General features: G+C 67.9%; 22 protein-coding genes and 6 pseudogenes. 11 read left to right on the forward strand and 17 right to left on the reverse strand.

Annotated elements, in window-relative coordinates; translation table 11 throughout:
• Positions 1–12 precede the first annotated feature (12 nt).
• The 5 genes and pseudogenes from P1N55_RS18645 to P1N55_RS18665 form a co-directional block, all read right to left on the reverse strand.
• Complete coding sequence (locus tag P1N55_RS18645; protein WP_276276954.1) at positions 13–753, reverse strand: ABC transporter permease; 741 nt, start codon at positions 751–753, stop codon at positions 13–15.
• Positions 750–1,689: pseudogene (locus P1N55_RS18650) on the reverse strand (ABC transporter ATP-binding protein). The gene P1N55_RS18645 and the pseudogene P1N55_RS18650 overlap by 4 nt, the downstream one beginning before the upstream one ends.
• A gap of 42 nt (positions 1,690–1,731) precedes the next feature.
• The gene (locus P1N55_RS18655) at positions 1,732–1,962 is read right to left on the reverse strand and encodes an Rdx family protein (protein ID WP_276276955.1); all 231 of its coding nucleotides are present in this window, start codon (positions 1,960–1,962) and stop codon (positions 1,732–1,734) included.
• A gap of 35 nt (positions 1,963–1,997) precedes the next feature.
• On the reverse strand, positions 1,998–2,687 hold the full coding sequence (locus tag P1N55_RS18660; protein ID WP_276276956.1) for a DUF7546 family protein: 690 nt from the start codon (positions 2,685–2,687) through the stop codon (positions 1,998–2,000).
• Positions 2,684–4,086: pseudogene (locus P1N55_RS18665) on the reverse strand (heme o synthase). The gene P1N55_RS18660 and the pseudogene P1N55_RS18665 overlap by 4 nt, the downstream one beginning before the upstream one ends.
• Before the next feature lie 143 nt (positions 4,087–4,229).
• Here P1N55_RS18665 and coxB point away from each other — a divergent pair.
• Entirely contained in the window at positions 4,230–4,955 is a 726-nt protein-coding gene (gene coxB / locus P1N55_RS18670; RefSeq protein WP_276276957.1) for a cytochrome c oxidase subunit II, read from the forward strand.
• 45 nt (positions 4,956–5,000) lie between these two features.
• Positions 5,001–5,435 (forward strand): MaoC family dehydratase, encoded by a 435-nt coding sequence (locus tag P1N55_RS18675; RefSeq protein ID WP_276276958.1) that lies wholly within the window; start codon positions 5,001–5,003, stop codon positions 5,433–5,435.
• Here P1N55_RS18675 and P1N55_RS18680 read toward each other — a convergent pair whose 3' ends face one another.
• Positions 5,436–6,206 carry a CAP domain-containing protein gene (locus P1N55_RS18680; protein WP_276276959.1) on the reverse strand — a complete coding sequence of 257 codons (771 nt, stop codon included), beginning with the start codon at positions 6,204–6,206 and terminating at the stop codon, positions 5,436–5,438.
• A gap of 138 nt (positions 6,207–6,344) precedes the next feature.
• On the opposite strand from P1N55_RS18680, the gene srp19 reads away from it, so the two are divergent.
• From srp19 to P1N55_RS18695, 3 genes and pseudogenes are all read left to right on the forward strand, one after another.
• Positions 6,345–6,623 carry a signal recognition particle subunit SRP19 gene (gene srp19, locus P1N55_RS18685; protein WP_276276960.1) on the forward strand — a complete coding sequence of 93 codons (279 nt, stop codon included), beginning with the start codon at positions 6,345–6,347 and terminating at the stop codon, positions 6,621–6,623.
• A pseudogene (locus tag P1N55_RS18690) lies at positions 6,620–6,846 on the forward strand (H/ACA ribonucleoprotein complex subunit GAR1). Before srp19 ends, P1N55_RS18690 begins: the two are co-directional and overlap by 4 nt.
• 46 nt (positions 6,847–6,892) lie before the next feature.
• Positions 6,893–7,939: a presenilin family intramembrane aspartyl protease PSH gene (locus P1N55_RS18695; protein WP_276276961.1), complete on the forward strand. Its 1,047-nt coding sequence runs from the start codon at positions 6,893–6,895 to the stop codon at positions 7,937–7,939.
• A gap of 7 nt (positions 7,940–7,946) precedes the next feature.
• Here the strand turns inward: P1N55_RS18695 and P1N55_RS18700 are convergent.
• Together P1N55_RS18700 and P1N55_RS18705 are read right to left on the reverse strand one after the other, a co-directional pair.
• Positions 7,947–8,952 (reverse strand): annotated as a pseudogene (locus P1N55_RS18700) (ornithine cyclodeaminase family protein).
• 112 nt (positions 8,953–9,064) lie between these two features.
• Positions 9,065–9,283, reverse strand: a complete 219-nt coding sequence (locus P1N55_RS18705; protein WP_276276962.1) for a hypothetical protein — start codon at positions 9,281–9,283, stop codon at positions 9,065–9,067.
• A gap of 489 nt (positions 9,284–9,772) precedes the next feature.
• Here P1N55_RS18705 and P1N55_RS18710 point away from each other — a divergent pair, with 489 nt between their 5' ends.
• Positions 9,773–9,937, forward strand: a complete 165-nt coding sequence (locus tag P1N55_RS18710) for a DUF7331 family protein (RefSeq protein ID WP_276276963.1) — start codon at positions 9,773–9,775, stop codon at positions 9,935–9,937.
• An 86-nt stretch (positions 9,938–10,023) separates the two neighbouring features.
• Here the strand turns inward: P1N55_RS18710 and P1N55_RS18715 are convergent, their stop codons facing one another.
• Positions 10,024–10,443 (reverse strand): DUF3054 domain-containing protein, encoded by a 420-nt coding sequence (locus P1N55_RS18715; RefSeq protein WP_276276964.1) that lies wholly within the window; start codon positions 10,441–10,443, stop codon positions 10,024–10,026.
• 36 nt (positions 10,444–10,479) lie between these two features.
• Entirely contained in the window at positions 10,480–11,043 is a 564-nt protein-coding gene (locus tag P1N55_RS18720) for a class I SAM-dependent methyltransferase (RefSeq protein ID WP_276276965.1), read from the reverse strand.
• A gap of 379 nt (positions 11,044–11,422) precedes the next feature.
• Between P1N55_RS18720 and P1N55_RS18725 the strand changes: the two are divergent.
• The 4 genes and pseudogenes from P1N55_RS18725 to P1N55_RS18740 all read left to right on the forward strand — a co-directional run.
• Positions 11,423–11,611 (forward strand): annotated as a pseudogene (locus P1N55_RS18725) (hypothetical protein); the annotation flags it as partial.
• A 45-nt stretch (positions 11,612–11,656) separates the two neighbouring features.
• Positions 11,657–12,173 (forward strand): annotated as a pseudogene (locus tag P1N55_RS18730) (GNAT family N-acetyltransferase).
• A gap of 153 nt (positions 12,174–12,326) precedes the next feature.
• Complete coding sequence (gene fen / locus P1N55_RS18735) at positions 12,327–13,307, forward strand: flap endonuclease-1 (RefSeq protein ID WP_276276967.1); 981 nt, start codon at positions 12,327–12,329, stop codon at positions 13,305–13,307.
• A 157-nt stretch (positions 13,308–13,464) separates the two neighbouring features.
• Complete coding sequence (locus P1N55_RS18740) at positions 13,465–13,608, forward strand: hypothetical protein (protein WP_276276968.1); 144 nt, start codon at positions 13,465–13,467, stop codon at positions 13,606–13,608.
• Positions 13,609–13,657: 49 nt separating this feature from the next.
• On the opposite strand, the gene P1N55_RS18745 is transcribed toward P1N55_RS18740, so the two are convergent.
• The 7 genes from P1N55_RS18745 to P1N55_RS18775 form a co-directional block, all read right to left on the reverse strand.
• The gene (locus P1N55_RS18745; RefSeq protein ID WP_276276969.1) at positions 13,658–14,215 is read right to left on the reverse strand and encodes a hypothetical protein; all 558 of its coding nucleotides are present in this window, start codon (positions 14,213–14,215) and stop codon (positions 13,658–13,660) included.
• Between the two features lie 52 nt (positions 14,216–14,267).
• Positions 14,268–15,848, reverse strand: coding sequence for a methyl-accepting chemotaxis protein (locus P1N55_RS18750; RefSeq protein WP_276276970.1), 1,581 nt, complete (start codon positions 15,846–15,848; stop codon positions 14,268–14,270).
• Positions 15,849–15,983: 135 nt separating this feature from the next.
• Entirely contained in the window at positions 15,984–17,711 is a 1,728-nt protein-coding gene (locus P1N55_RS18755) for a bacterio-opsin activator domain-containing protein (protein ID WP_276276971.1), read from the reverse strand.
• The gene (locus P1N55_RS18760; protein ID WP_276276972.1) at positions 17,690–18,484 is read right to left on the reverse strand and encodes a PAS domain-containing protein; all 795 of its coding nucleotides are present in this window, start codon (positions 18,482–18,484) and stop codon (positions 17,690–17,692) included. Before P1N55_RS18760 ends, P1N55_RS18755 begins: the two co-directional genes overlap by 22 nt.
• A 74-nt stretch (positions 18,485–18,558) precedes the next feature.
• Positions 18,559–19,701 (reverse strand): ABC transporter ATP-binding protein, encoded by a 1,143-nt coding sequence (locus tag P1N55_RS18765; RefSeq protein ID WP_276276973.1) that lies wholly within the window; start codon positions 19,699–19,701, stop codon positions 18,559–18,561.
• Between the two features lie 7 nt (positions 19,702–19,708).
• A complete protein-coding gene (locus P1N55_RS18770) occupies positions 19,709–20,632 on the reverse strand; it encodes a carbohydrate ABC transporter permease (protein ID WP_276276974.1) in 924 nt (307 codons plus the stop codon).
• Positions 20,629–21,702 (reverse strand): carbohydrate ABC transporter permease, encoded by a 1,074-nt coding sequence (locus P1N55_RS18775; protein WP_276278765.1) that lies wholly within the window; start codon positions 21,700–21,702, stop codon positions 20,629–20,631. Before P1N55_RS18775 ends, P1N55_RS18770 begins: the two co-directional genes overlap by 4 nt.
• A 569-nt stretch (positions 21,703–22,271) precedes the next feature.
• On the opposite strand from P1N55_RS18775, the gene P1N55_RS18780 reads away from it, so the two are divergent.
• Positions 22,272–23,678, forward strand: a complete 1,407-nt coding sequence (locus P1N55_RS18780) for a class II fumarate hydratase (RefSeq protein ID WP_276276975.1) — start codon at positions 22,272–22,274, stop codon at positions 23,676–23,678.
• Positions 23,679–23,686 lie beyond the last annotated feature (8 nt).

A 23,686-nucleotide genomic window follows, 5' to 3' on the forward strand; every position in this document is an offset into this window, starting at 1 on the left:
CGCCGCCCGCGGTCAGTCCGTCCGGGGGAGCAGTCGCGCGCCGACGGCGACGAAGACGACGGCACACCCCGCGAGGACGGCGAGCGGGACCAGCGCGTCGCCGGTCCCCGTGGTGACTGCGCGCACGCCCCGCGAGAAGTAGGTCAGCGGCGAGAGCCACGTCGGGAGCCAGGCCGGCAGCAGCGTCGGCGGGACGAACGTCTCGGAGAGGAAGAGCAACGGGAGCGCGATGCCGTTGCTCGCCGAGATGACGCCGTCCTGCGAGCTCGCGAGGCTCCCCAGCATCGCGCCGACGCCACAGAACAGCGCGACGCCGAGGACGACAAACGGGACCAGCAGCGGCGAGGGCTGGATGGTCGCGCCGGTCAGGACGACCATCAGTCCCAGGATTAGCAGGCCGGCCAGGCCGATGACGACGACGTTGACCAGTGTCTGTGCGAGCAGCCACTCCGGCCGGGTCAGCGGCGTCGTCGCCAGCTTCTCGAACCGGTTGCCGTCGCGGTGGCGCGCCACCTCGCTGCCGACCCGCGAGAGCGGCGTAAAGAGGACGACGACGGCCAGGTAACCGGGGACGTAGTAGGCCGGCGGTTCCGTGAACAGGCCGCCGCCGCCGGGGCGCGTCTGGACGAGGACGCCGAAGATGACGACGATGATGACCGGGAAGAAGAACGTGAAGAAGACCGCCGTCCGGCGGCGGAGGAAGGCCAGCGTCGCGGCTCGCGTCTCGGCCCGCAGGCGACCGGTCCGACTCACGCGAGACCACCTGCCGGCAGCTCGTCCTGGTGTGGTTCGCCGCGCTGGCCGACCGCCGTGCCCGTCAGCTCGAGGTAGACGTCCTCGAGGTCGGGCTGTCGCCAGGTGAGGCTGTCGTAGGCGACTCCCGCGTCCTCGAGCGCGTCGACGACGCCGGCGATGGCCTCCGGGCGGACGCCGGCGACCAGCAGGCTGCCGTTCCGGAGGGACATCTCGGCGGGGTAGTCGATTCGCTCGGGCGTCGCCTCGTCGAATGTCCCCTCGACGACGAGCAGGCTGGTGCCGCCGTGCTCGGCGACGAGTGCGTCGGGGTCGTCGAGCGCGACGAGTCGGCCGTCGGCGAGCAGGCCCACCCGGTCGGCCAAGCGATGTGCCTCCTCCATGTAGTGGGTCGTGACGACGATGGTCACGCCCCGGTCGGCCAGCCCCTCGAGGAGGTCCCACAGCGCCCGGCGGCCCGCCGGGTCGATGCCCGTGGTGGGTTCGTCGAGCACGAGCAGGTCCGGGTCGTTGATGAGTGCGGTGGCCACGCAGACGCGGCGCTGCTGGCCGCCAGAGAGGTTCTCGTAGGCAGTCCCGGCGCTGCCTGCCAGGCCGACGTCGGCCAGCACGTCGTCGACGGAAAGCGTCTCGTCGTAGAGGCCGGCGTAGTACGTGACCAGTTCCCGCGCCGTGAGCCGCTCGGCCGGCGTGAACGACTGGGGCAACAGGCCGATCCGGTCGCGGTCGACTGCCGTCGGGCGTGCCGAACAGCTCGACGTCGCCTTCGGCGTCAGTCGTCCCCGTCAGCGCCCGGACTAGCGTCGTCTTCCCGGCGCCGTTGGGGCCGACCAGCGCGAGCACCTCGCCCGCGTGGGCCGACAGCGACACGCCGTCGAGTGCCACCGTCTCGCCGTACTCGCGGCGGACGTCGGTGGCGACCAGTACCTCGTCCATGGTGAGGCGTCCGTTCCCGCCGCCGAAAGCCGTTCCGTTCTCCTACAGGCGGGTCCGGACCTCGCGGACGATGTCGTCGACGTCGTAGTCGTCCTCACTCTTCTCGTAGACTGTCTTGCCGTCCACGGCGACCCGGAACACGCCGTGGTCGCCGGTGACCAGGCTGACGCGGTCGAGGTCCCGTTCCAGCCCGTTCAGTATCGCCCGCTGGACGTCTAGCGCTCGCTCCCGGAACCCACAGGGCACGCAGTACTCGATGGTGACGTCGCTCATATCCCCTCCTTCGGGGCCAGCGACAAAGGTCTGTCCTACCGCCTCAGCCATCCGACGAGCGTCACGTCGAAGCGGTGGACGGCATAGAGGAGGCCGACCGAGACGAGGAAGACGGCCGTCGACGCGCCGTAGGACTGGTTCGTCGCGACGGCCGAGAGCGTCGCGCTCGCGCCCAGGACCCCGCCGACGACCGAGGCGACGATTGGCAGGACACAGCTCACACACGAGAAGAGACCGAGGACACCGCCGGCGAGGCCGCCGCTGGCGTCGAGCACCGTGACGTAGACCAGGTACGACAGGGTGAGGTAGCCCAGGACCTTCCAGGGCGTCAGCACGACGGCCAGCGGCGATCCGCTGTAGACGACGGTCGGCGAGAACCCGGGTGGGGCCGCGAGCACGAACCGGAGGCCGGTGCCCTGGCCACCGAGGCCGGCGACGCCGCCGATCCAGGCCAGCAGGAGGCCGTACCCGACGGCCACGGCCAGGCCGACGAGCTGCCGGCGCCGCGGTGCCGGTGCGGGACGGACCCGCCAGAACACCAGCCCGGCCACGTTGAGCCAGACGAACGGGAAGGCGAGCAGGAACCAGTTTGTGGCTGGCTCCGGAACGAGCGTGAGATACACGAAGACGGCCAGCAGCTCGGCGTTCAGGACGGCGGCGACGACGAACAGCGACTGGCCGTCGGGGACGAACCTGCGCGGGTCGATTCTGGTGGTGGTGCTCATAGGACGAGTGCGTCGACGACGACGGCCAGCAGCAGCGCCCCGAGGTACGCGTTCGAGGCGTGGAACGCCCGGAAGGCCGCCTGCTCGGTCTGCTCGCGGTGGAGGCGGACGACCGCCCACAGGAACACCGCGCCCAGCGCCGCCGAGGTCAGCGAGTACAGCGCGCCCAGCGACGTCAGCGCCGCCAGGACGCCCGAAGCCACCAGCGTCGCCCCGAGGTAGTAGACGATGTGTTTCCGGGTGACCGTCTCGCCGCGGACGACGGGCATCATCGGGAAGCCGCCGGCCTCGTAGTCGTCCTTGTAGGCCAGCGCGAGGTTGTAGAAGTGCGCGGGCGTCCACAGGAAGATGACCCCGGCGAGTACCAGGCCCGGTAGTCCGATGGCCCCCTCGACGGCGGCCCAGCCGATGAGCGCCGGGAGCGCCCCGGCGGCGCCGCCCAGGACCGTGTTCTGGACCGTGTTGGGCTTCAGCACCAGCGTGTAGATGACGCTGTAGAACAGGATGGCCGCCAGCCCGAGGGCGGCCGCCAGTGGGTTGACCAGCCAGAACAGCGCGAGCGAGGCGACAGCCAGCGCGACGCCGAACGACATCGCGTTCCGGACGGGTATCTGGTGGGTCGCGATGGGCCGGTCGGAGGTCCGGTCCATCCGCTTGTCGACGTCACGCTCCAGCACGTGGTTGAACGTGCCCGACGAGCCGATGGCCAGGACCCCGCCGCCCAGGGTCAGGAGTACCGTCCTGAGCGACAGCTGCGGGCCGGCGGCCAGCGCCATTGCGGCGGCGGCGACCAGACACAGCAGCCACATCAGCCGCGGTTTGGTCAGCCGGACGTACGCAGACGCCGTGGCGAGGAGGCGTTCGCGCGCGGTCATCGACGCCGGCGGCGACGGGGTCGGTTCGTCGGCGCCCTCGGCGGGCATCGGGTCCGGCGAGGGGTTCCGTACGGGGTCCTCGTCGTCGCTGCCCGTCTCGGCCTCCAGATGCCAGGCCAGCGCCAGGACGAACGCGGTGAAGATACCCATCCCGACGGCGAGGTGTGCGCCGGGGAGCTGGCCGGCGGCCCCGACGTGGCGACGAACGCACCGAGGGCCACCTGGACGGGGTAGAGGCCGAGCGCGAGCACCAGCGCGGCTTTCACCCGTGGCCGGGTCGCCGTCCTGAGGCCGGCCACTACTGTCGCGAGCGCGAGTACGCCCACGACGGCCGCCGTCAGTCGGTGGCCGCGGGCGATGAGCAGCGCCGGGTCGCTCAGGCTCACGGGGCCTCGACACAGCGGCCAGGTCGTACAGGCGGTCACGGCGTCGGTGACCGCGCTCGTTGCGCCGGCGATGACCAGGAGGTAGACACCGACAGCGGTGGCCGCCAGCAGTCCGGAGAACCGCCGGGTCTCTGCCATTAGTCGTTTCTTCGGTGCGGTGCACTTAGACCCCGCGCTTTTTCTCGTGTGCCTGGAACGCGGGCGCCCGGGAAATGTCGGGGACCGGACGCCCACAGCTGGAAGACAGCAGTTATTTATCTCCCAAATCCTAACCCGCGGATATGACTCGGAAACGTGCCGGCCTGGTCGCGCTGTTCGGCGTGGCGTTACTCGCGCTCGCCGTCGAACCGGCCGCCGCGCAGACAGCGGACTCGACGACGGAGAGTCTCATCTGGGGCCTGAACCAGAACCTGCTCTACGTCGCGATTCCCATCACGGTACTCGTCGAAGGGATTCTCATCTACACCGTCTGGCGGTTCCGGAACAAGGAAGAAGCGCTCCCGACCATGGAGAACCGCCGCTTGGAGATCACCTGGACAATCGCGACGGCCATCATCCTGCTGTTCGTCGGCGTCGCCTCCTACCAGGTGATGGCGAGTCCCTACGTGACGGCGTCGGCCGGTGACAGCGCCGAACTGGCTGACCAGAACCCCGAACGCATCGAAGTCGTCGCCCAGCGCTACGGCTGGACGTTCAACTACGGTCAGACGGACGTCTCGACGCAGGGCACCCTGCGCATCCCGGCCGACCAGGAGGTGGTCCTGCGGATAACCTCGACCGACTGGCTCCACGCCTTCCACGTCCCGGGCCTGGGCCTGAAGTCCGACGCCTTCCCCGGCCAGCACAACCGCATCCGGACGGTCGCCAACAACCCCGGCACGTACCAGCTCTACTGCGCGGAGTACTGTGGCTCCGGCCACTCCCAGATGCTGGGCACCGTCGAGGTGCTGCCCCAGGACGAGTACGACCAGTGGCTCCAGAGCCAGCAAAACGAGACCGCGAACTGAGTCTCCCGGCCAAACCGTTTCCTCGGTCCCGTCCCTGATAGGGGTATGGAGTTCTACGACGACCTCGCGGTCGGTGACACGGCGTCTTTCGGCACCTACCAGGTCACGCGCGACGAGATCGTCTCCTTCGCCCGGCAGTACGATCCCCAGCCGTTCCACACCGACGAGGCCGCCGCCGCGTCCTCGATGTTCGGCGGGCTGGTCGCCAGCGGATGGCATACGGGCGCGATGACGATGCGCCTGCTCGTCGATAACTACCTCTCCGGGTCCGGGGCGCTGGGCGCCTTGGGCGTCGACGATCTCCGGTGGCCCACCCCGGTCGAACCGGGCGACGAGCTCTCGGTGCGTGTCGAGATCCTCGAGAAAGATGTCTGGGACGAGACCAGAGGGCGCGTCGCCACCGAGATCACGACGACGAACGACGACGGGGCCGTCGTCCTCTCGATGGTCGCACAGGTCCTGTGGCGCCGCCGAGACTAATCAGCCACAGACGTTCGCAGACGCGTACACCTCGCCGGTGTTGGCGATGGTGGCGCCGACGCCGAGGCGTTCGATGCCCGGGAGCAGGAGCCGGTCGCGATAGATGTTCGAGGCCATCCAGTCGTCGACGATGGCCCTGGCCACCGCGCGGTCGTCCTCGAGGAACCGCTCCTCGCCGTCGACCGTGTAGGTCTGGCCGGCCACGACTCTCCCGACGGCCTCGAACTGGTTGCGTTCGGGGTTGTCGGGCTTGACGACGTAGCTGCCACGCTCGGACTTGTAGACGCAGGTATCATAGATGTCGTGTTTCCGGTACCGGTCGGCGCTCGAGACGCCGTCGATCTCGTGCACGGCACGACCCTCGGTCGCCATGCCAGCGCTGTGGTCGAGCGCGAGGTCGTCGAGCTCCTTGGACGTCGTCCCGGTGAGCTCGAGCGGCTCGAGGCCTTTCGCCTGTCGCTCTTCGTTGATGAACTGTTCGATGTGCTCTGCGACGTTGTCGCCGTTGAACTCCCACGGTGGGATGGGCGTTCGCTCCGTCTCGGTCTCGGTCGCATCCGGTTCGTCGTCCGCGGTCGGCGTCTCGGTCGCCGCCGCGCCATCGTCGCCGTCGTTACCCGTCGGTGTCTGCGTCGGTTCTTCGGGCGCGCCGCCGTCACTCATTGCCGGCGCTGGCCCGTCGCCACCGATCTGCATGCCGATGAGGGTGCCGACACCGACCGCAGAGAGCAGCACGATTATCCCGACCAGGATGATACCCTTGTTGACCATCTCGCAACCGGGTAGACGACGCGAGTATGTAAGTGTAAGGTCGCTTCTACCGGAGTAATACCGTCCTACCTAAGGGTCGGTTCGGCGACAACGTGTCGGTTCGGAAAGGCACATAAGGATACGGAGGCGACGGTCTGTATGGTCGACAACGTCATCTGGCCGGCGGCGCTCGACGCCGGGGCCACCCGCAGCGAGGGGCGACGCGTCCCACTGGACCTCGCGGTGGAGGACCCCACCGTCGACGAGATCGCGAAGGCGGTCCAGCAGGTCGGGTACGACTCGGTCATCGAACGGGACAAGACGTACCCGCGCGAGTACGAACAGCGGGGCCGGGTGCTGGTGAAGAACGCCGACGACGCGAGCAAGAGCGACCTGCTCGGTGCCGTGGCGGCGTACCTCCAGGTCCTGCGCGAATGAGACGCGTCGGGGCCGTCGTCCGGACCGCACAGGGCCTGGCCGTCGTCCGGGCCCCGACGAGACCTACGCGGACGTCGGGACGGCCGTCGTCGACGAGGACCTGCGCACGGTCGGCACCGTCGTCGACGTCTTCGGCCCGGTCGACCGCCCCTACCTCGCGGTCGACCCGTCGGACGCGGTACACCTGCCGGGCCTGCTCGGACAGACGCTGTACGCCCGCTGAGTCGAGGCTTCGAAACCCTGAAACCGACGCTCGCCGACCGTCCGGTATGGACACGCGCTGGCGAGTGATCGCCGCGAGCGGACTCATCGCACTCATCTTCCTGGTCGTCCAGCTGGGGGCGCTGGCACTGGTCGAGCCCTTCCAGTCGGCGGGCTACCAGGCCGTCGAGGACCCGTCCGATCCGACCAACAGCATCGCCTACGTCTTCGCCATCCTCGTCGCGACGGCGGTGATGCTGGCGGCGTTCAAGTTCAACGTCGACCAGCTCATCCGCGCGATCGTCGTCTTCTCGGGCGCCTGGCTCTCGCTGTTCGTCTTCCGGGTCGTGGTCCCCCCTGTCGTGACCGTCGGCGGGTTCAACGTCGTCGCCTGGGGCCTCGCGGCCCTCGTCGCGGCGGGCCTGCTGGTCTATCCGGAGTGGTACGTCATCGACGCCACCGGGGCGGTGATGGGCGCGGCGGCCGCGGGCCTGTTCGGCATCAGCTTCGGCATCCTCCCCGCACTCGTGCTGTTGACCGTCCTGGCCGTCTACGACGCCATCAGCGTCTACGGGACCGAGCACATGCTGACGCTGGCCTCGGGCGTGATGGACCTGCGCGTCCCCGTGGTGCTGGTGATTCCCCTCTCGCTCTCGTACTCGTTCCTCGACGCCGAGACGCCCACGCCAGGCGCGGAGGACGATGCGGACGGGCCCGACGGCGACACCACCGCATCCGACGCGCCCCTCACCGATGGCGAGGGCGACTCGGGGCCCGCCGAGGACCAGCCCGACGCGAGTCCCGGCGGCCCGCTGGACAGGGACGCGCTCTTTATCGGCCTCGGCGACGCCGTCATCCCGTCGGTGCTGGTCGCCAGCTCGGCGTTCTTCGCGCCGGCGGGCATCGCCACCGTCCTCGGCGTCCCTCTACCGACCGTGACCGCGATGGTCGGCACGTTCGCCGGCCTCGCGGTCCTCCTCTGGATGGTTCTCAAGGGCCGGGCCCACGCCGGGCTCCCGCTGTTGAACGGCGGGACCATCGCGGGGTACCTCCTCGGTGCGCTCGCGGCGGGCATCACGCTGGTCGACGCGCTGGGCCTCGCGCCGTACCTGTGAGGCCTGGTTATCGGCCAGTGAGCGCCTCGCTCGCGGGCGAACTCGATCTCCTCGCCCAGGCCCGCCTCCCGCGCGCGGTCGTAGAGCAACTTCCCGGCTGCCACCGTCTCGATTGCCGTCCCGCCCGAGTCGAAGACGGTCACGTCGTCGCGTGACTCCCGCCCCTGGGCCGAGCCGGCGACGACCTCGCCGAGTTCGGCGTGGACGTGGTCCTCGTCGATATCACCTGCTTCGAGGGCCGCGATGAACGACCCGGCGTCCCGCGTGACCCGGGCCCGGAGGTCCGGGACGTACGTCGCCCGCGCGATCGTCTCGGCGTCGAGCTCGCGCTTCTCCGGGTGATACTGTCCCATCGCCGTGACGTGCGCGCCGTCCTCGAGGACCGACCCGTCGAAGACGGGTTCGCTGGCCGTGGTCGCGGTGACGACCACGTCGGCCCCCTCGACGGCGGCGGCGGAGGACGCCACCGCCGCTACCGTCGGGTCGAGCTCCTCGTTCAGCTCCGCGGCGAACGCCTGGCGGTGCTCGGGAGTCGGCGAATACACCTCGACCCGGTCGAAGTCCCGCACCGTGACGGCCGCGCGGACCTGGCCCCGGGCCTGGGCGCCGCTGCCGATGACCGCGAGGTCCGTGGCGTCCGCACGAGCGAGCGCGTCGATACCGACCGCGCCGACCGCGCCCGTCTTGAAGGGGTTCATGCTCGCCCCGTCGAGGAGGGCCAGCGGCGCGCCCGACTCGGCGTCGAATATCGGAAGGGCGAAGTGAGCGTCCTGGGCCCCGAAGCCCGCTGCGTAGGTGTATCCACCCATCGCGCCCGTCTCCGGGAGAATCGCGAGGTAGCCCGTCAGCATGCCTCCGGGGTCCTCGTTGAACAGCGTCGTGCGTGGCTCTGCCGGGGCGCCCTCGCCCCGCTCGTGGTATCCCTCACGGACCGCGTCGACGTACTCGGCGGGCGTCCCCAGGTCGGCGACGTCGTCGCTCGTGAGAAACAGCGCGGTCGAATCAGCTGTCATGTGTCGGTGTTTGCCCGACCGGGCCTTAACCCATGTGGCGGGGTAGAGGGGAGCTGATTCTCGAGCAATCGCTCGAGACTGAAAAAGAACGAACGCTGACGGGTTCAGCGACTCAGTCGGCGGTCTGGAGCGGCTCGGCCTGCGACGTGTCGGTCGGCGTCGGGTCGACGGGGGCGCGGACGAACATCGCGTGACCGATGAGGCCGACGGCGACGACTGACGCCAGCGGAATCGCGGTCGTGAGTTCGAAGCCGGCGAGCGTGAGCCCACCAGTGATTCCTGCCATCGCGAGCGGGATGAGGCCGAGGACAATGTCGTAGTAACCCGTCATAAGTACAATTATTCGTATGAACTATGAGTACATAAGTGTTTCCCGTAGCCAACAGATAATATTCTCAGTAGGTACTATGTAGTTACTATATAGCCCAGAGAAAACCAACCGATAACTTATGCATCGCTTCGGTGCGGAAAGTGCCGGTAACGGACTCCTAACGTTTATATTGGGCCGAGTGAGTGACAGTACCGGACCCAAAGAGCGAACTCGCGCGCAGTGTTGTTCGCGTTCTGTCCAGTCGTCGAACTAATGGACTTTCGAGGCGGGCTCCAGTACCCGCGGGGCATAACACATCGACGCGTGAAAACAGCCCCTCCAGCAGCGGTTCGAAGGCGAGGGGGACGTCGCTCGGTTCGATCGCGGCCCGACTTGCCACTCGTCTCGGGAGCCGATTTTTCCCGCTGATAATCGGGAAGGAGCGCTTATTATGTGAGACAGGATACCACGATATGGAGGGAATGCGGCGCGGGACCTGCCCCAGCATCAATGAGCACCAACGCTACGGACGAAACCGCCGACGTCGCGGGAAACGAGAAGACGCGATACGCAGAGTTGCGCATCGGAGACGACGAGTTCGTCATCTACGATCGGGAGAACCACCAGGCGTGGATCCAGTCCTCGAAGACAGTCTCGGTACACGACCTTCGGTAGGCGCGTCATCCCCGGCGTGGGGTCGGACCCCGGCGACAGCGGCCGCCGCCGATGTCGCGTGTGACACCTCCGGAGCCTCCTTTTGCCTACTCTGCCAGTACCAGCGTCGCGATCAGGCGCCACCCCACGAGGAGCACACCCCCGACGAACGTCGAGACGAGCGCGAACGTGAGTGCGGCGTCGCCGTGGAACACGGCGGTCGCTCGGAGCAGCTGAGCGACGACCACGGCGAGGACCCACCCGCCGAACGTGGTCGCGAGTGTCCGTCCGAGCGAGCTGCGTGACGGGGCGGCGTACAACCCGCCCGCGACGGCGACGAGTCCCCACCCGATGAGAAACGGGGCCAGCGTTCCGCCGACCCGACCGGGGTTTGCCAGCGGGTCGATGCCGTGTGAGTACTCGCCGGCGACGACGAAGATCAGGAGCGCGAGCACGTCCCCGAGCGCGAGCACGGCGGTCCTAGACGACAGTTCGACTCGGCCGCTCTCGACCGTCGAGACGCTCATACCCGCCGTTGGGGGCGGCGGTACTTTGCTCTCCCGCTATCGACGGCCGGCGACCGTGTAGGCGAACCCGCGCTCGACGACCGCCGGAGTCAGTCCGGCGGCGCTCATCGCAGCGGTCAGGTCTGACGGCGTGTAGAACGCCGAGTCGAACCCGACGAGCCGCTCGGCGGCGACCAGGCCCCGGCCGCGTACCGTGGTCGGGTCGAACTCCCTGACGACGAGGACACCACCGGGCCGTAGAACCCGGGCCGCCTCCGCGAACACCGCGTCCACGTCGCGGATGTGGTGAAGCGCGTCGACGACGAAGACGGCGTCGACGGCTGCCGTGCGAACCGGCAACCGCGTGGCGTCGCCGACGACGCCAGCGACGCCGTTCTCGCGCGCCCGGGCGATCATCCCCGGCGCGGCGTCGACCACCGTCCGCTCGGGGACGTCGAGTCGCCGGACGGCCCGTCCCGGGCCCCCGCCGACGTCCAGCGCGCGCACTATCTCTCGGTCGGCGACGGCCAGCCCCGCCCGGAGCTTGCTCACGCGGGCGCGGGGCATCACCAGGTCGTAGGCGCGCGCGAACCGGTCGAACCGGTCGACGTCGGCGTGCATACCCCCTCGTTCGCGACCCAGGTATTTACACGCCCGTTCCCCGACGGCGCTGGCCGCGGTCACGGTGGGGTGGCGGCCGACCCGTGTGCCCGCCCAGCAGGTCCATACCTGGTCGGCCCGTAGTGTCCGCCGACCGTCACATGATTCCACCACTCGCCCGCCGTTGTCCCGCGTGTGGCCACTGGACCTGGAGCCGGCGGTTCGCCGCGGTTCCGGACGCAGAACCGCGACGTGTGGAGTGCCCCGCCTGTGGGCACCACTTCCAGGTGCCCGACGACCCACGAGTGCTCTGAGCGGCGACGGATACCGTCGGCTGCCGTTCGCCCTGCCGGTTTTTTTGTCCCTCGGATTTGATGGTCGTCCCATGAGCGAGGACGGGACCAGAGTCGAGGCCTCCGCGGACCACGACCTGACTATCATCGGCGCCACTCGCGAGGGCCTGCTCCAGCAGATCGTCTTCGGGACCATTCCCGATACGGTCGGGCGCAACGCCGAGGGCACCGTCATCATGGCGAAACGGAACCTCGGTATCACCTCGTCCATCCGTCGCCTGTTCTCCCGGGTGTGACCGACCGCTCCAAACGTACTTCTCCCCGGGCGGCGACGCCCGGGTATGGAGTTCGCCCTGCTGGGCTGGCCCGAGGACGGCCACCGACTCCGGCTCGACCACGAGCACTTCGCCTACGCCGGGAAGTTCGTGATGACCGCGACGGGGAAGGCCGTCGTCGGGGACGACGGCGTCGTCGCGGCGGCCGCCTTCGACGCCGACCGGACCGACCCGGACACTCTCTGTATTCGCTACGTCACGGTTAGGGACGACAGGCGGGGCGAGGGCATCGGGAGCGATCTGCTCCGCTTCGTCAGGGAGCAGGCTGCAGACCGGGTACGAGCGGGTCACCATCGGCGTCAACAATCCGTTCTCGTACCAGGCCGCCTACAAGGCGGGGCTCGCGTACACCGGCACCGAACAGGGCCTGGGCGAACTCGAACTCGAATGGCCGGGCGACCGGAGCAGGGAGCGGTATCAGGCGGGGCTCGACGTGTTCCGCGAGCGTGACCTCTCGGATGTGGAGGAATCGTTCCTGCGCGCACACGAGGGGACCGCCCCGCCCAGCGACGAAGCGGAGTGACGCCGTTCCGGTCCGAGACGCCTCACTTCGCACTAGCATCCCGCACCGCCCTCCACGGCTCCCGCCGGTCGCCGTTCCGGTCCGAGACGCCTCACTTCGTTCGGCGTCTCGCTACCCGGGAGCTTCAAACCCATGTCGACCCAACGTCCGTCGATGGGAAACGCAGACCTCCGCTCGCTCGCAGTCATCGAGGACGTCTCGTTCGACGACCTGGACGGGAGCGTTGTCGCCGTCGACGCCCACAACTGGCTCTACCGGTATCTCACGACCACGGTGAAATTCACCAGCGACGCGAAGTACACCACCGCCGACGGCGAGGAGGTGGCCAACCTCATCGGCGTCGTCCAGGGCCTGCCGAAGTTCTTCGAGCACGACCTGACGCCCGTGTTCGTCTTCGACGGCGCAGTCACCGACCTCAAAGAGGACGAGGTCCAGAAGCGCCGCGAGCAGCGCGAGCGATACGAGGCGGAACTGGAAGAAGCTCGCGAGGCCGGCGACGCGGTGCGCGCGGCGAAGCTCGACTCGCGGACCCAGCGCCTGACATCCACCATCGTCGAGACCACTCGTGCCTTGCTCGATCTGCTCGACGTGCCCGTCGTCGACGCGCCCGCCGAGGGCGAGGGCCAGGCCGCCTACATGGCCCGACAGGGTGACGTCGACTACGCCGGCACCGAGGACTACGACGCGCTGCTGTTCGGGGCGCCGTTCACGCTGCGCCAGCTCACGTCGAGTGGCGATCCCGAACTGATGGACTTCGAGGCGACCCTGGAACGCCACGACCTCACCTGGGAGCAACTCGTCGACGCCGCCATCCTCATGGGGACGGACTTCAACGAGGGTATCGCCGGCATCGGACCCAAGACCGCCGTCACGGCGCTCCACGAGCACGGCGACCTCTACGGCGTCCTGGAGGCCCGCGGCGAGCATATCGACCACGCCGACCGCATCCGCGACCTCTTTCTCGACCCGGCGGTCACCGACGACTACAGCGTCCGGACGGACCTGGACCCGGACGTCGACGCGGCCCGCCGGTTCGTCACCGAGGAGTGGGAGGTCGACGCCGACGAAGTCGCGCGCGGGTTCGAACGCATCGAGGAGTCGCTGGTCCAGACCGGCCTGGACCGGTGGACGTGAGACCCAGACCGCCGCGAGAACCGATAAGGAAACCTTACTAACGGTTTGAACCCGATTACTTCACCCTCGCTGACGCAAACTATCTAGCGGGTCAGACGCGGGGGTTCTATACACATAGCGACCACCCTCATACCCCGCTCCCCGTTCTATACAGGTGATGAGTGACGCAGTGTACCTGGTCCAGAACAACGGCGAAACCCGAATCGAACTCGACGAAGAGAGTTACGACCGGATTATCGACAGCCCCCGGGCGAAGGTCATCGGCCACCGTCGCAACGGCCCGATCGTGAAAATCCGGTAACAGCGTCTTACCGCCCTACAGCACCGCCCGCGAACTACCGGCGTCTTTCTCAGGACTCCTCGGCCAGCTGGTCTCTGAGCTGTTGCATCTGTTGCTGGAGGCGCTCGACCTGTTCGTCGACCTGCCCCTCGGCTTCCTGCTGGATGGCATCCAGCTGGCGCTCCGTCTCGTCGAGGAAGGCCAGCGTCTGTGACTCGAAGTCCTCGTGGGCCGCAAGCAGTGTGTCGAGCTGGCTGTCGACCGTCTCGAGGTACGTCTCCGACGCGTCCTCGACGCCCTCCACGCCCGACTCCGCGGCCTCGACGGCCTGCTGTCCGGCCTCGCTCGCCGCGTCGAACTGCTCGTCGATGGCCGCTCTGACTTGGTCGAGGCCCGCCGCCGACCCGGGGACGAGCTGTTCGACGGCGTCGAGGGTCTGGTGAAGCGTCTCTCGAGTGGTCTCGGCACCGCGCTCGTTCATGTCCGCCCCGCTCTCGAGGCCGGAAAGCATCGCGCGGTTGAGCTGGCGCTGGAACTCGAGGCTGTGTGTCAGTGCGCGCTGGCTCCCCTCGATCGCCTGGCGCTGGAGCTCGAAGGCCGACTGGAACGGGTTCGTGTCGTCCGGCATACGCGGACGTATCGGCGCGATATCATATCAAGCCTCGCCCTGCAGGGGCCGCTCAGACGTCGTCCAGGTTCGCGTTCTCGTCTGCGGCCAGCCGGAACTGGTCGATCAGCTCGTAGAGCTCCTCGCTCATCCTGTTGAGGTGCTGTGAGCGGTCGGCGACCTGGTCCATCGCCCTGGACTGCTCGTCGAGGCCCGAGGATATCTGCTGGACGGAGGCGGTGATCTCCTCGGAGAGCTCGGAGCTGTCCTCGACGATCGCCGAGACCTCCTCGGCGTTGTCGGCCTGTTTCTCGACGGCGTCGCTGATCTCTGCGACGCCCGCGCTGGTCTGCTCGACGCGCTCTTTGATGTCGTGGAGGTGGGTCCCCACAGCCTCGACGGCGTCCGCGCCGTCGCCGACCTGCTCGTTGGCCTCCCGGATGCTGTCGACGACCTCGTCGGTCTGTTCCTGGACCTCCGTGATGATGCCGGCGATGTCGTCCGCGGACGCCTGGGACTCCTCGGCGAGGCCCTTGACCTCGTTTGCGACCACGGCGAACCCGCTTCCGGCCTCGCCCGCGCGCGCCGCCTCGATGTTCGCGTTCAGCGCGAGCATGTTGGTCTGTTCCGCGATGTCCGCAATCATCTCGACGATGTCGTTGACCTCCTCCATCTTGCGCTCCAGCGAGTCGATCTCCCGAGCGACGTCGCTGGTGGCGTCCGTAGCGTCCCGGATCTGGGCGACCGCGTCGTCGACTTCCTCGACGCCCGTCTCCGCGAGGTCCTCCGCCTCGGCCGAGCGGGCGTCGATCTGCTGGATCGACGCCGTGATCTCCTCGATGGACGCCGAGAGGTCGTCCACGTTCTCGTTTGCCCGCTGGGTCTGTGCCGAGAGGTCCTCGGCACCGTCGGCCAGTTCGGTCGACGAAGCGTCGATCTGCTGGACCGACGCGGTGACCTCCTCGGCCGACGCAGAGAGGTCCTCGCCGGTCTCCGCGAGGTCGTCGGACTGTGCGGTCAGCGACTCGATCACCTCGCGGATGTTGTAGACGGCCATCCCGAGGTTCGAGCTCATGTCCTCGAACTCCGCCTGCACCGCCCGGACTTCCTCGAAGTCCGCGTCGGGTTCCGGGACGCTGGGGTCGATGGTGAGGTCGCCCTCTGCCAGCCGTCGCAGCTTGTCCTGGAGGTCGTCGAGCGCCGCTCGCTGATAGCGCTCCAGCCTCTCCTTCCGTCGTTCCTGCTTTCGCCGCTCGGAGACGTCCCTGACGACAAGCATCGCCCCGACACAGGCGCCGGCGTCGTCGTAGAGCACCGTCACCGTCTGACTGACCGGAATCTCGTCGGTGCCGACGGTGAGCACGGTCTCTCGCTCCTGGATGTCACGCCGCTCTTCGAGGGCTTCACGGACGATGGCGGTCGAATCGTCGTGGAGCTCGCTCGGTCGGCGACCGACGGCCACGGCCTCGTCCGTTTCGTAGAACGCGGTGGCCTGGCTGTTGACGTGCGTTATCGTCCCCTCCTCGTCGGTCACCACGGTCGGTTTCGAGAGGCCGTCGAGGATGCTGTGAACCATCGCCGCTGCCTCGTCGGCCCGTTCGGCGTCGGCTTCGGCCGCGCCCCCGACTCGCCGTTCCCCTGCGGAGTTTCCCATGGTAGACGTCAGTAACGACCACATATCTGTAATTACCTCAGTCACACGGGTTACCACCTCTGCCAAGGTGAGTAGGGTGTTTCTCGAGGTTCCCTATCATCATAGGGTCGCGAGTATCGGGCGTGAAAACGGCGCTCAGTCGGGGGACGCCGACCGATCCCAGCCCTCGAGGACGTGTCTGACCACTTTGCCCTCCGCCCGTCGGAGATGCTCGAGGAAGGTCGGGCCGGCGATGTTCATGCTGGCTGCGATCTCTTCGCTCGTCGTCTCCCGTGGCCACCCGAAGAACCCGTGTTCGTAGGCGACTTCAAGGGCCTCCCGCTGGCGGTCGGTGAGGTCCGACAGGAGGGGTTGGACCTGCTGGCCCGTTTCCGGGACCCCAACCTCCCGCCGTGCGAGCAACTCGGTTCCCGGGTACCGGTCGGTGTAGGCCTTGATGAACTCGGTGACGGCAGCCGACTGTGGGAACGTCGCCGCGAGCTGCCCGCGCCCGTCGGCCAGTCTGAGCCGGGTAAACGTGCCACCGTGGTCCGCGACCGGTTCGATGACACAGGGCCCCTCGATGCGGACCTCGAACTGGAGGCCGTCGCCGCCGTTCGTGATGACCTGGGCGTCGCTGATACCGCCGGTCGCGGTACACGCCGCCCGAAAATCCTTGTCGGTGGTCTCGTCCGCCCGTCCGTAGACCAGACTGCCGCTCTCGCTCTCCGGGAGCACCCGTTCTATCTCGACGGCGCCCCGGAGCGAACCGGCCAGCTCGAACAGCACCGTCGGCAGGTCTTCGAGGCCGAAGACGAGTTCGACCTGCTCGTCGCTCAGCAGCGCCCGGCGCTGTTCGACCGTCGCTATGGCCTGGGCCACCGTTTCGCCGAGGTCGGCGAGCACGCTCCGGGTCTCCGCGTCGAACGCGCCCGTCCGGCTCGCGTACGCTGTGAGGGTCCCGTAGGGGATGCCGCCGTGAAGGAGCGGAACGCTGGCCACTGAGCAGTAGTCACGACTGAGTGCCTTCCCTTGCCAGGTGCCCGCACGCAGCTCGTCGGCGACGCTGTCGACGACCACCGGCTCCCGTCTCTGTGCGGCCCGTGCTGTCGGCTCTAACGGGGCCCCGTCACCGTCCGTGAACGAGACCGAATCGAGGTAGCCCCGCCGCGGTCCGGCGACGTGTCGAACCGTCACGTCGGCTTCGATCGGGTCCCGCTCCCCGACCCAGACGAGGTCGTAGTCCTCGACGGCCGCCAGTCCGTCACAGACGACGCGCTCTATCTCTTCCCGCGTCGTCGCGTCGACCAGGTCGTGTGTCACCTGCCGGACCCGCTCGTTGACGTCGTCGAGTTGTTCGAGCCGTCGGTTCTGAGCCCTGAGTTCGGCTTCACGGTCGCGCAAGCGCCGCGTCCGCTCCATCCGTTCGTAGGCGGCTTCCGCGTTCGCCGCGAGGATATCCGCCAGTTCTGCGGTCCGCTCGTCGTAAGCGCCCGGAACGGTCGACCCACAGATGAGGACGCCGTGACTGCCGATGGGAATCAGCAGTTCCGACCGGATGGGCGTCGCCGGGTTGAAGGCCGCCTCGGCCCGGGAGACGTCGTCGTAGATTCGGCTCTCGCCCGTGACGAACACCTTCCACGCGATTCCGTCGCCGGGACCGAACGTCGGCGGTTCGCCGATGAGCTCCCTGGCCTGGTCCGGGACACACTCGGGTCGGAGGACGTTTTCCACCCGGTCGAACCGGTAGACGCCGACGACGTCGATGTCCAGGATCTCCCTTGCGGCTGCCGCGACGGTGTCGCTTATCGACTGCGGGCTTTCCGCGGTCAGCAGGCGCCGGCTCACGTCGTGGAGTTCGGTCAGCGTCCGCTCGTGAGCCACCTGTCCGCTGATCTCCGTGACGGCGAGTACCGTCCCGTCGTCGGTCCCCCGTCGACTGGACCGGACGGACGGAGCGCGACGAGGACTGTCGCGCCGTCCGCGCGTTCGATGGTCGTCTCGACCGTGACGTCGCTCGCGTGCGCCGATTTGAGTACCGTCTCGAGCGTCGCGTTGCCGTCGGTCGCCGCGTCGTCACGCTCCCCGGCGAACACCGTCTTGGCGGGCCGTCCGAGCAGCGCCTCGCGGTCGTAGCCGGTCAGTTCACAGAGCGCGTCGTCAACCGTCACGAACCGGCCGTTCTCGTCGAGCCGACAGCTGCCGTCGGCCGCGGTATCGACTGCCTTCTCGTGGGCTTCGAGCGCTCTTTCCTTCCCCGAGCGCTGGTCACGTGGGGGCTCCCTCGTCGTCGAGAGAGCCGCCACACCGGACTCCTCCAGCGCCTCGCGAAGGCACTCCACGGCCCGTTCGTGGGCTCCGTGCTGGACGACGTCGCTGACGCCCGGGACGTCGGTGACTGCCGCCGGCACGTCCCCGCCGACGACGACGCTCGGGACGCCCGCTCGTTCGTATGCCACGGCCGCCAGCTCGACACCGGACAGCGGCGTGCTACCGGCGGCGCTCAGGAGACAGCCGAACCGGTCCTCACCGAGCGATTCGAGCGCCGCGTGGGTGTCGGGGACGTGTTCGAACGACACCGACCGAGTGGCCAGCGCGTCGAGCAGACCGTCCAGTCGGCCGACGACGAGGACCGTCGACGTCGATTGCCATGGCATTGCTGGGTAGTATTCGTCTGTCACCCATCCGCACGTATAAATTCCGGGACGGCACTATCAGCCGTGATAGCCCGTCAGACCGCGGACTCTATCTGCTCGACCGTGTCCATGTCCCGGTTCCGGATGGCCTCGCCGGTCGCCCCGTCGAAGACGTGAATCGCCTCTTCGGGGAACCGGACGGTGACCGCGTCGCCGGCCGCGACGGTCCGCATCCCCTCGACCGTCGCGATGAACGACTCGTGGTCGCCGGCCTCGAAATGGAGGTGGACCGTGTTCTCGTTCCCGCGGGGTTCGACGACGTCGACGACGGCGTCGTAGTCGTGGTCGCTACCCGGTTCGGCGACGAGTTCGACGTCCTCGGGCCGGACACCCAGCGTGAGGTCCGTCTCAGCGCCGAGCGTGTCGGCCACCGACGCCGACAGCGGGTACTCGAAGTCGCCGGCGACGAGCGTCTCGCCCTCCCGGGTCACCTCGAAGAAGTTCATCGCCGGTTCGCCGACGAATCCGGCGACGAAGCGGTTGTTCGGTTCGTGGTAACACTCGAGCGGCGTCGCGGCCTGCTGGAGCTTGCCGTCGTTGAGGATGGCGATGCGGTCCGACATCGTCATCGCCTCCGTCTGGTCGTGGGTGACGTAGACAGTCGTCACGTCCAGGTCCTCCTGGAGGTGCTGGAGCTCGGTCCGCATGTCCGCGCGGAGTTTAGCGTCTAAGTTCGCCAGCGGTTCGTCCATCAGGAACACCTCCGGATCCCGGACGATGGCACGGCCCAGCGCGACGCGCTGTTGCTGGCCACCCGAGAGTTCGCCGGGCTTGCGGTCGATGAGGTCGTCGATGCCCAGCAGCTGGGCCGCGTCGTCGACGCGCTCCCGTATCTCGTCTTTCGGGAGGTCCGTCGACTGCTCCAGGCCGAACGCCATGTTTCGCCGGATGGTCATGTGGGGGTACAGCGCGTATGACTGGAACACCATCGCGACGTCGCGCTGGGCTGGCGGCTGGTCGTTGATGACCCGGTCGCCGAGGCGGATCTCGCCGCTGGTGACGTCCTCGAGGCCAGCGATCATCCGGAGCGTGGTCGACTTCCCACAGCCGGAGGGGCCGACGACACAGAGGAACTCGCCGTCCTCGATGTCGACCGAGACCGAATCGACCGCGCGGATCTCGCCCTCGTCGTCGTCGTAGAATATCTTCGTGATGTCGTCGAGTGTCAGTTGTGCCATTGGTGGATCACTCCGCGACTCCCTTCGCGAACTGTTCGCCGAAGAAGATGTACACGAGCAAGGTCGGCAGCGCCGCGATGACCGCGCCGGCCATCGTCAGCGTGAAGTCCTGCTGGACCCCGCCGGTCAGCCGGACCAGGCGCTGGGTCGCAACCTGCGTGTTCGGGTCGTTCAGCAGGACGAGCGCGAACAGCAGGTCGTTGTAGACCTGCGTGAACTGGTAGATGAGCGTCACCGCGAACATCGGCAGCGACAGCGGGAAGATGATGTTCTTGTAGATGCTGAACGCCGTCGCCCCGTCGAGTCGCGCCGCCTCTATCATCTCGTCGCTGATGGCCTGGTAGTACGACCGGAACAGCAGCGTACAGATAGGGATGCCGTAGGCCGCGTGCGTGATGGTCAGCTGGATGAGCTGGACGTTCCCGCTGCGGGGGTACGCCCAGTTCCCGCCGGTGACGAACCCGAAGACCGTGTTCACGAACCCGGTGACCAGGCCCGGCCAGATCTGGAACCAGAACGTCGTCAGCGGGACCAGCACCGCCTGGTACGGGATGAAGATGCCCGCGATGATGAGGACGACGACGGCCACCTGCCCGCGCCAGTCGATCGTCGTCAGGCCGTAGGCCGCGAGGCTGCCAAAGAGCGCCGAGAGGATGGTCGCCGGGATCGCCATCAGCATCGAGTCGACGAGTCCCGGGCGGAGCGTCTCCCAAGCGCGGATGGCCGAACTGACGGAGAACCCCTCGCCAAGCGCGGGGACGTACGGTGCCGTGGCGGTAAACGCCTGCTGGGTCTTGAACATGGTCGCGACGGCCGTCTCGACCGGGATGAGGTAGAACACGATGCCGGCGAGCAAGACGAGGTAGAGCCCGATGCGGCGCGCCCCCATCTCCCGGAGAGTCGAAAGCGGGGAGCCCGTCGACGTGCTCATAGTTCACCCCGCCTGTACTCGCTGTAGAGGTACGGCGCGATGATGAGCAGCGCCAGGACAAAGAGTACGATGGCGATGGCCGACCCGTAGGCCCACTCGTTGCCGCCGGTGAAGGCCTCCCGGTACATCATCGTCGCCAGGATGTCGAGGTTCGCGCCCGGCTGGTCGCCTCGCAGCGCGAAAATGAAGTCGAACGCCTTCAGCGCGAACACCATCAGGACGACCGAGGCCGACACCGCCGAGGCCCGCAGTTGCGGGACGATGACCCGCATGTACATCCGAACCGTCGAGGCGCCGTCGACGCGGGCGGCCTCGTAGTGCTCGGTCGGAATCGCCCGCAGGCCCGCCAGGAAGACGACCATCGCGTAGCCGCTGAACTGCCAGAGGAGGGCAAAGATGACCGCCGGCAGCGCCGTCGTGTTCCAGGAGAGCCACTGCAGCACCGTCGCGTTGATGGCCTCCGGTTTCAGGAGCGTCACGAGCAGGCCCTCGAGGTTGAGCAGCCGGAGGAAGGTGTTGATGACGCCGTTGCGGGCGTTGTACATCCATGCCCACATCGTCGCCGTGACGACGAACGAGAGGGACATCGGGAGCAGGTAGATCGTCCGGAAGGTGTTCTCGAAGCGTATCTGCTGGTCGATGAGTATCGCGGCCAGCAGCCCGACGACGAGACACAGCAGCGTGAACACCACGAGCAACACGATGGTGTTCTGTGTCGCCTGCCAGAACGCGCCGTCGCCCAGCAACCGGGCGTACATCTCGACGTCGAGGTCGGAGTAGTCGGCGCCGGAAAGCGACAGCCCCTCCCAGTCGGTCAGCGAGATGATGGCGTTCCAGAAGATGGCGCCGTAGACGAAAAACCCCGCCAGGACGACCGGCGGGAGCCAGAACGGCGAGGACTCGACCAGTTCCCACTCCACCGGGAGCCGGTCCCGCAGTGCGGTCCGTCGGCGCTCGCCGACCGCAGTTCCGCCGTCTGTCGCGACCTTGTCGTCGGTCGGTGCTGTACGTCGTGCGGCTGACCGGAGCCTCGCTCCGGCAGTTCGGAGTCGGGTGAGTATCTCGCGCATGGGTGTGCCAGTCACGCGGCTGTGTCGTGGGGCGCCGCCTCGATGGCCCTGCGGTCCGTCGGTGTGCCAGTCCGACGGGCGGCCGTGACGGGCAGTCAGCCAGTCGTCCCCGTCACGGGTCCGACACGACCCCGTCGCGAGCGACGCGTCCCAATCGGCCCGTCGCCCCGCGTGTGAGCGGCGGGTCGGTCCGTTCGAATCCGAGTTTCCGCGTCCGGTGGTGGTTCCCTGCGACCGCGCGACCTGGTCGAACGCCGTGTGGACGCGACCTTGCCCGGCGTGGCGCCGGTCGGTACCTGCGGTCTGCGTGGGTCGCAACCGGAACTGCGAACTCACCGTAAGTCGAGACAGGTGACACTTAACGATTCCGAATGTTAATGCACAATTCTACGGGGTGAGACGGTGGAATTCGAGTGATTCACGGTTCTCGATTTCGCTCGGAGGGCTGTCACGTCGGGGGTGTCGGGGCGAGGGCAGGTGGGCGGTTCCCCCCGTGGACAGCGACGTCTCGTGGCACAGTTCGGGTGTACCGGTGGCTTTTACGACCCGGCCGTCGACCCTCCAGCTGTATGACCGACGAGTTTCGGACCGAACAGGACAGTCTCGGTGAGATGCAGGTCCCCGCGGACGCCTACTGGGGGGCACAGACACAGCGTGCGGTCGAGAACTTCCCCATCAGCGGCGAGACGTTCGGTCGGCGGTTCGTCCGTGCGCTGGGCGTGGTCAAGAAGGCCGCGGCGCAGGCCAACCGCGACCTGGAGGCCGTCCCCGAGGACAAGGCCGACTGCATCGTCCAGGCCGCAGACGAGGTCATCGCCGGCGAGCACGACGACCAGTTCCCGGTCGACGTCTTCCAGACCGGGTCGGGAACCTCCTCGAACATGAACGCCAACGAGGTCATCGCCAACCGCGCGACCGAGCTGTACGGCGGCGAAATCGGGACCCGGGAGATCCACCCCAACGACCACGTCAACTTCGGCCAGTCGAGCAACGACGTCATCCCGACGGCCATGCACGTCGCCGCCCTCGAGGCCGTCGAGAAGGACGTGGTCCCCGGCCTGAAGGTCCTGCGCGACGAGCTGGCCGCGAAGGAAGCGGAGTTCGACGACGTCGTCAAGACCGGTCGGACCCACCTCCAGGACGCCACGCCCATCACGCTCGGCCAGGAGTTCTCGGGCTACCGGACCCAGATAGAAAAGGGCATCTCCCGGGTGCAGGACACGCAGGGGCGACTCGCGGAACTCGCCCTCGGGGGCACCGCCGTCGGGACGGGGCTCAACACCCTGCCGGAGTTCCCCGGGAAGGCAGCCGAGTACATCAGCGAGGAGACGGGCATCGACTTCCGGGAGGCCGACAACCACTTCGAGGCCCAGGCCGCCCACGACGCCATGTCCGAGGCCCACGGCGCGCTCCGGACGGTCGCCGGCTCGCTGAACAAGATCGCCAACGACCTCCGTCTGCTCGCTTCCGGCCCGCGAAACGGCCTCGGCGAACTCGACCAGCCGGAGAACCAGCCCGGCTCCTCGATCATGCCCGGGAAGATAAACCCGGTCGTCGCCGAGTCCGTCAACCAGCTTCACAAGCAGGTCGTCGGCAACGACGCCGCCGTCTCGGCCGGCGCCGCCGAGGGCCAGATCGACCTCAACCTCTACAAGCCACTCCTCGCGCACAACTTCCTCCAGTCGGCCCGCCTGATCGCCAACGGGAGCGAGGTGTTCGCCGAGAAGTTCGTCGCGAAGCTCGAGGCCGACCGCGAGCACTGCGCCGAGCGCGTCCAGCAGAGCATGGCGCTTGCGACGGCGCTCAACCCGGCCATCGGCTACGACAAGGCCAGCAAGGTCGCCAAGCGCGCCCTCGCGGAGGGCAAGACCATCCGCGAGGTCGTCCTCGAGGAGGGGTACCTCGACGAGGACGAGGTCGACGAAGTGCTCGACCCGGTGAAGATGACGAGACGCGGCGTCCTCGGCGACGACTGAGCGGGAGT

Origin of the sequence: Haloarcula regularis (genome assembly GCF_029338315.1) — an archaeon.
Taxonomy (GTDB): Archaea; Halobacteriota; Halobacteria; order Halobacteriales; family Haloarculaceae; genus Haloarcula; species Haloarcula regularis.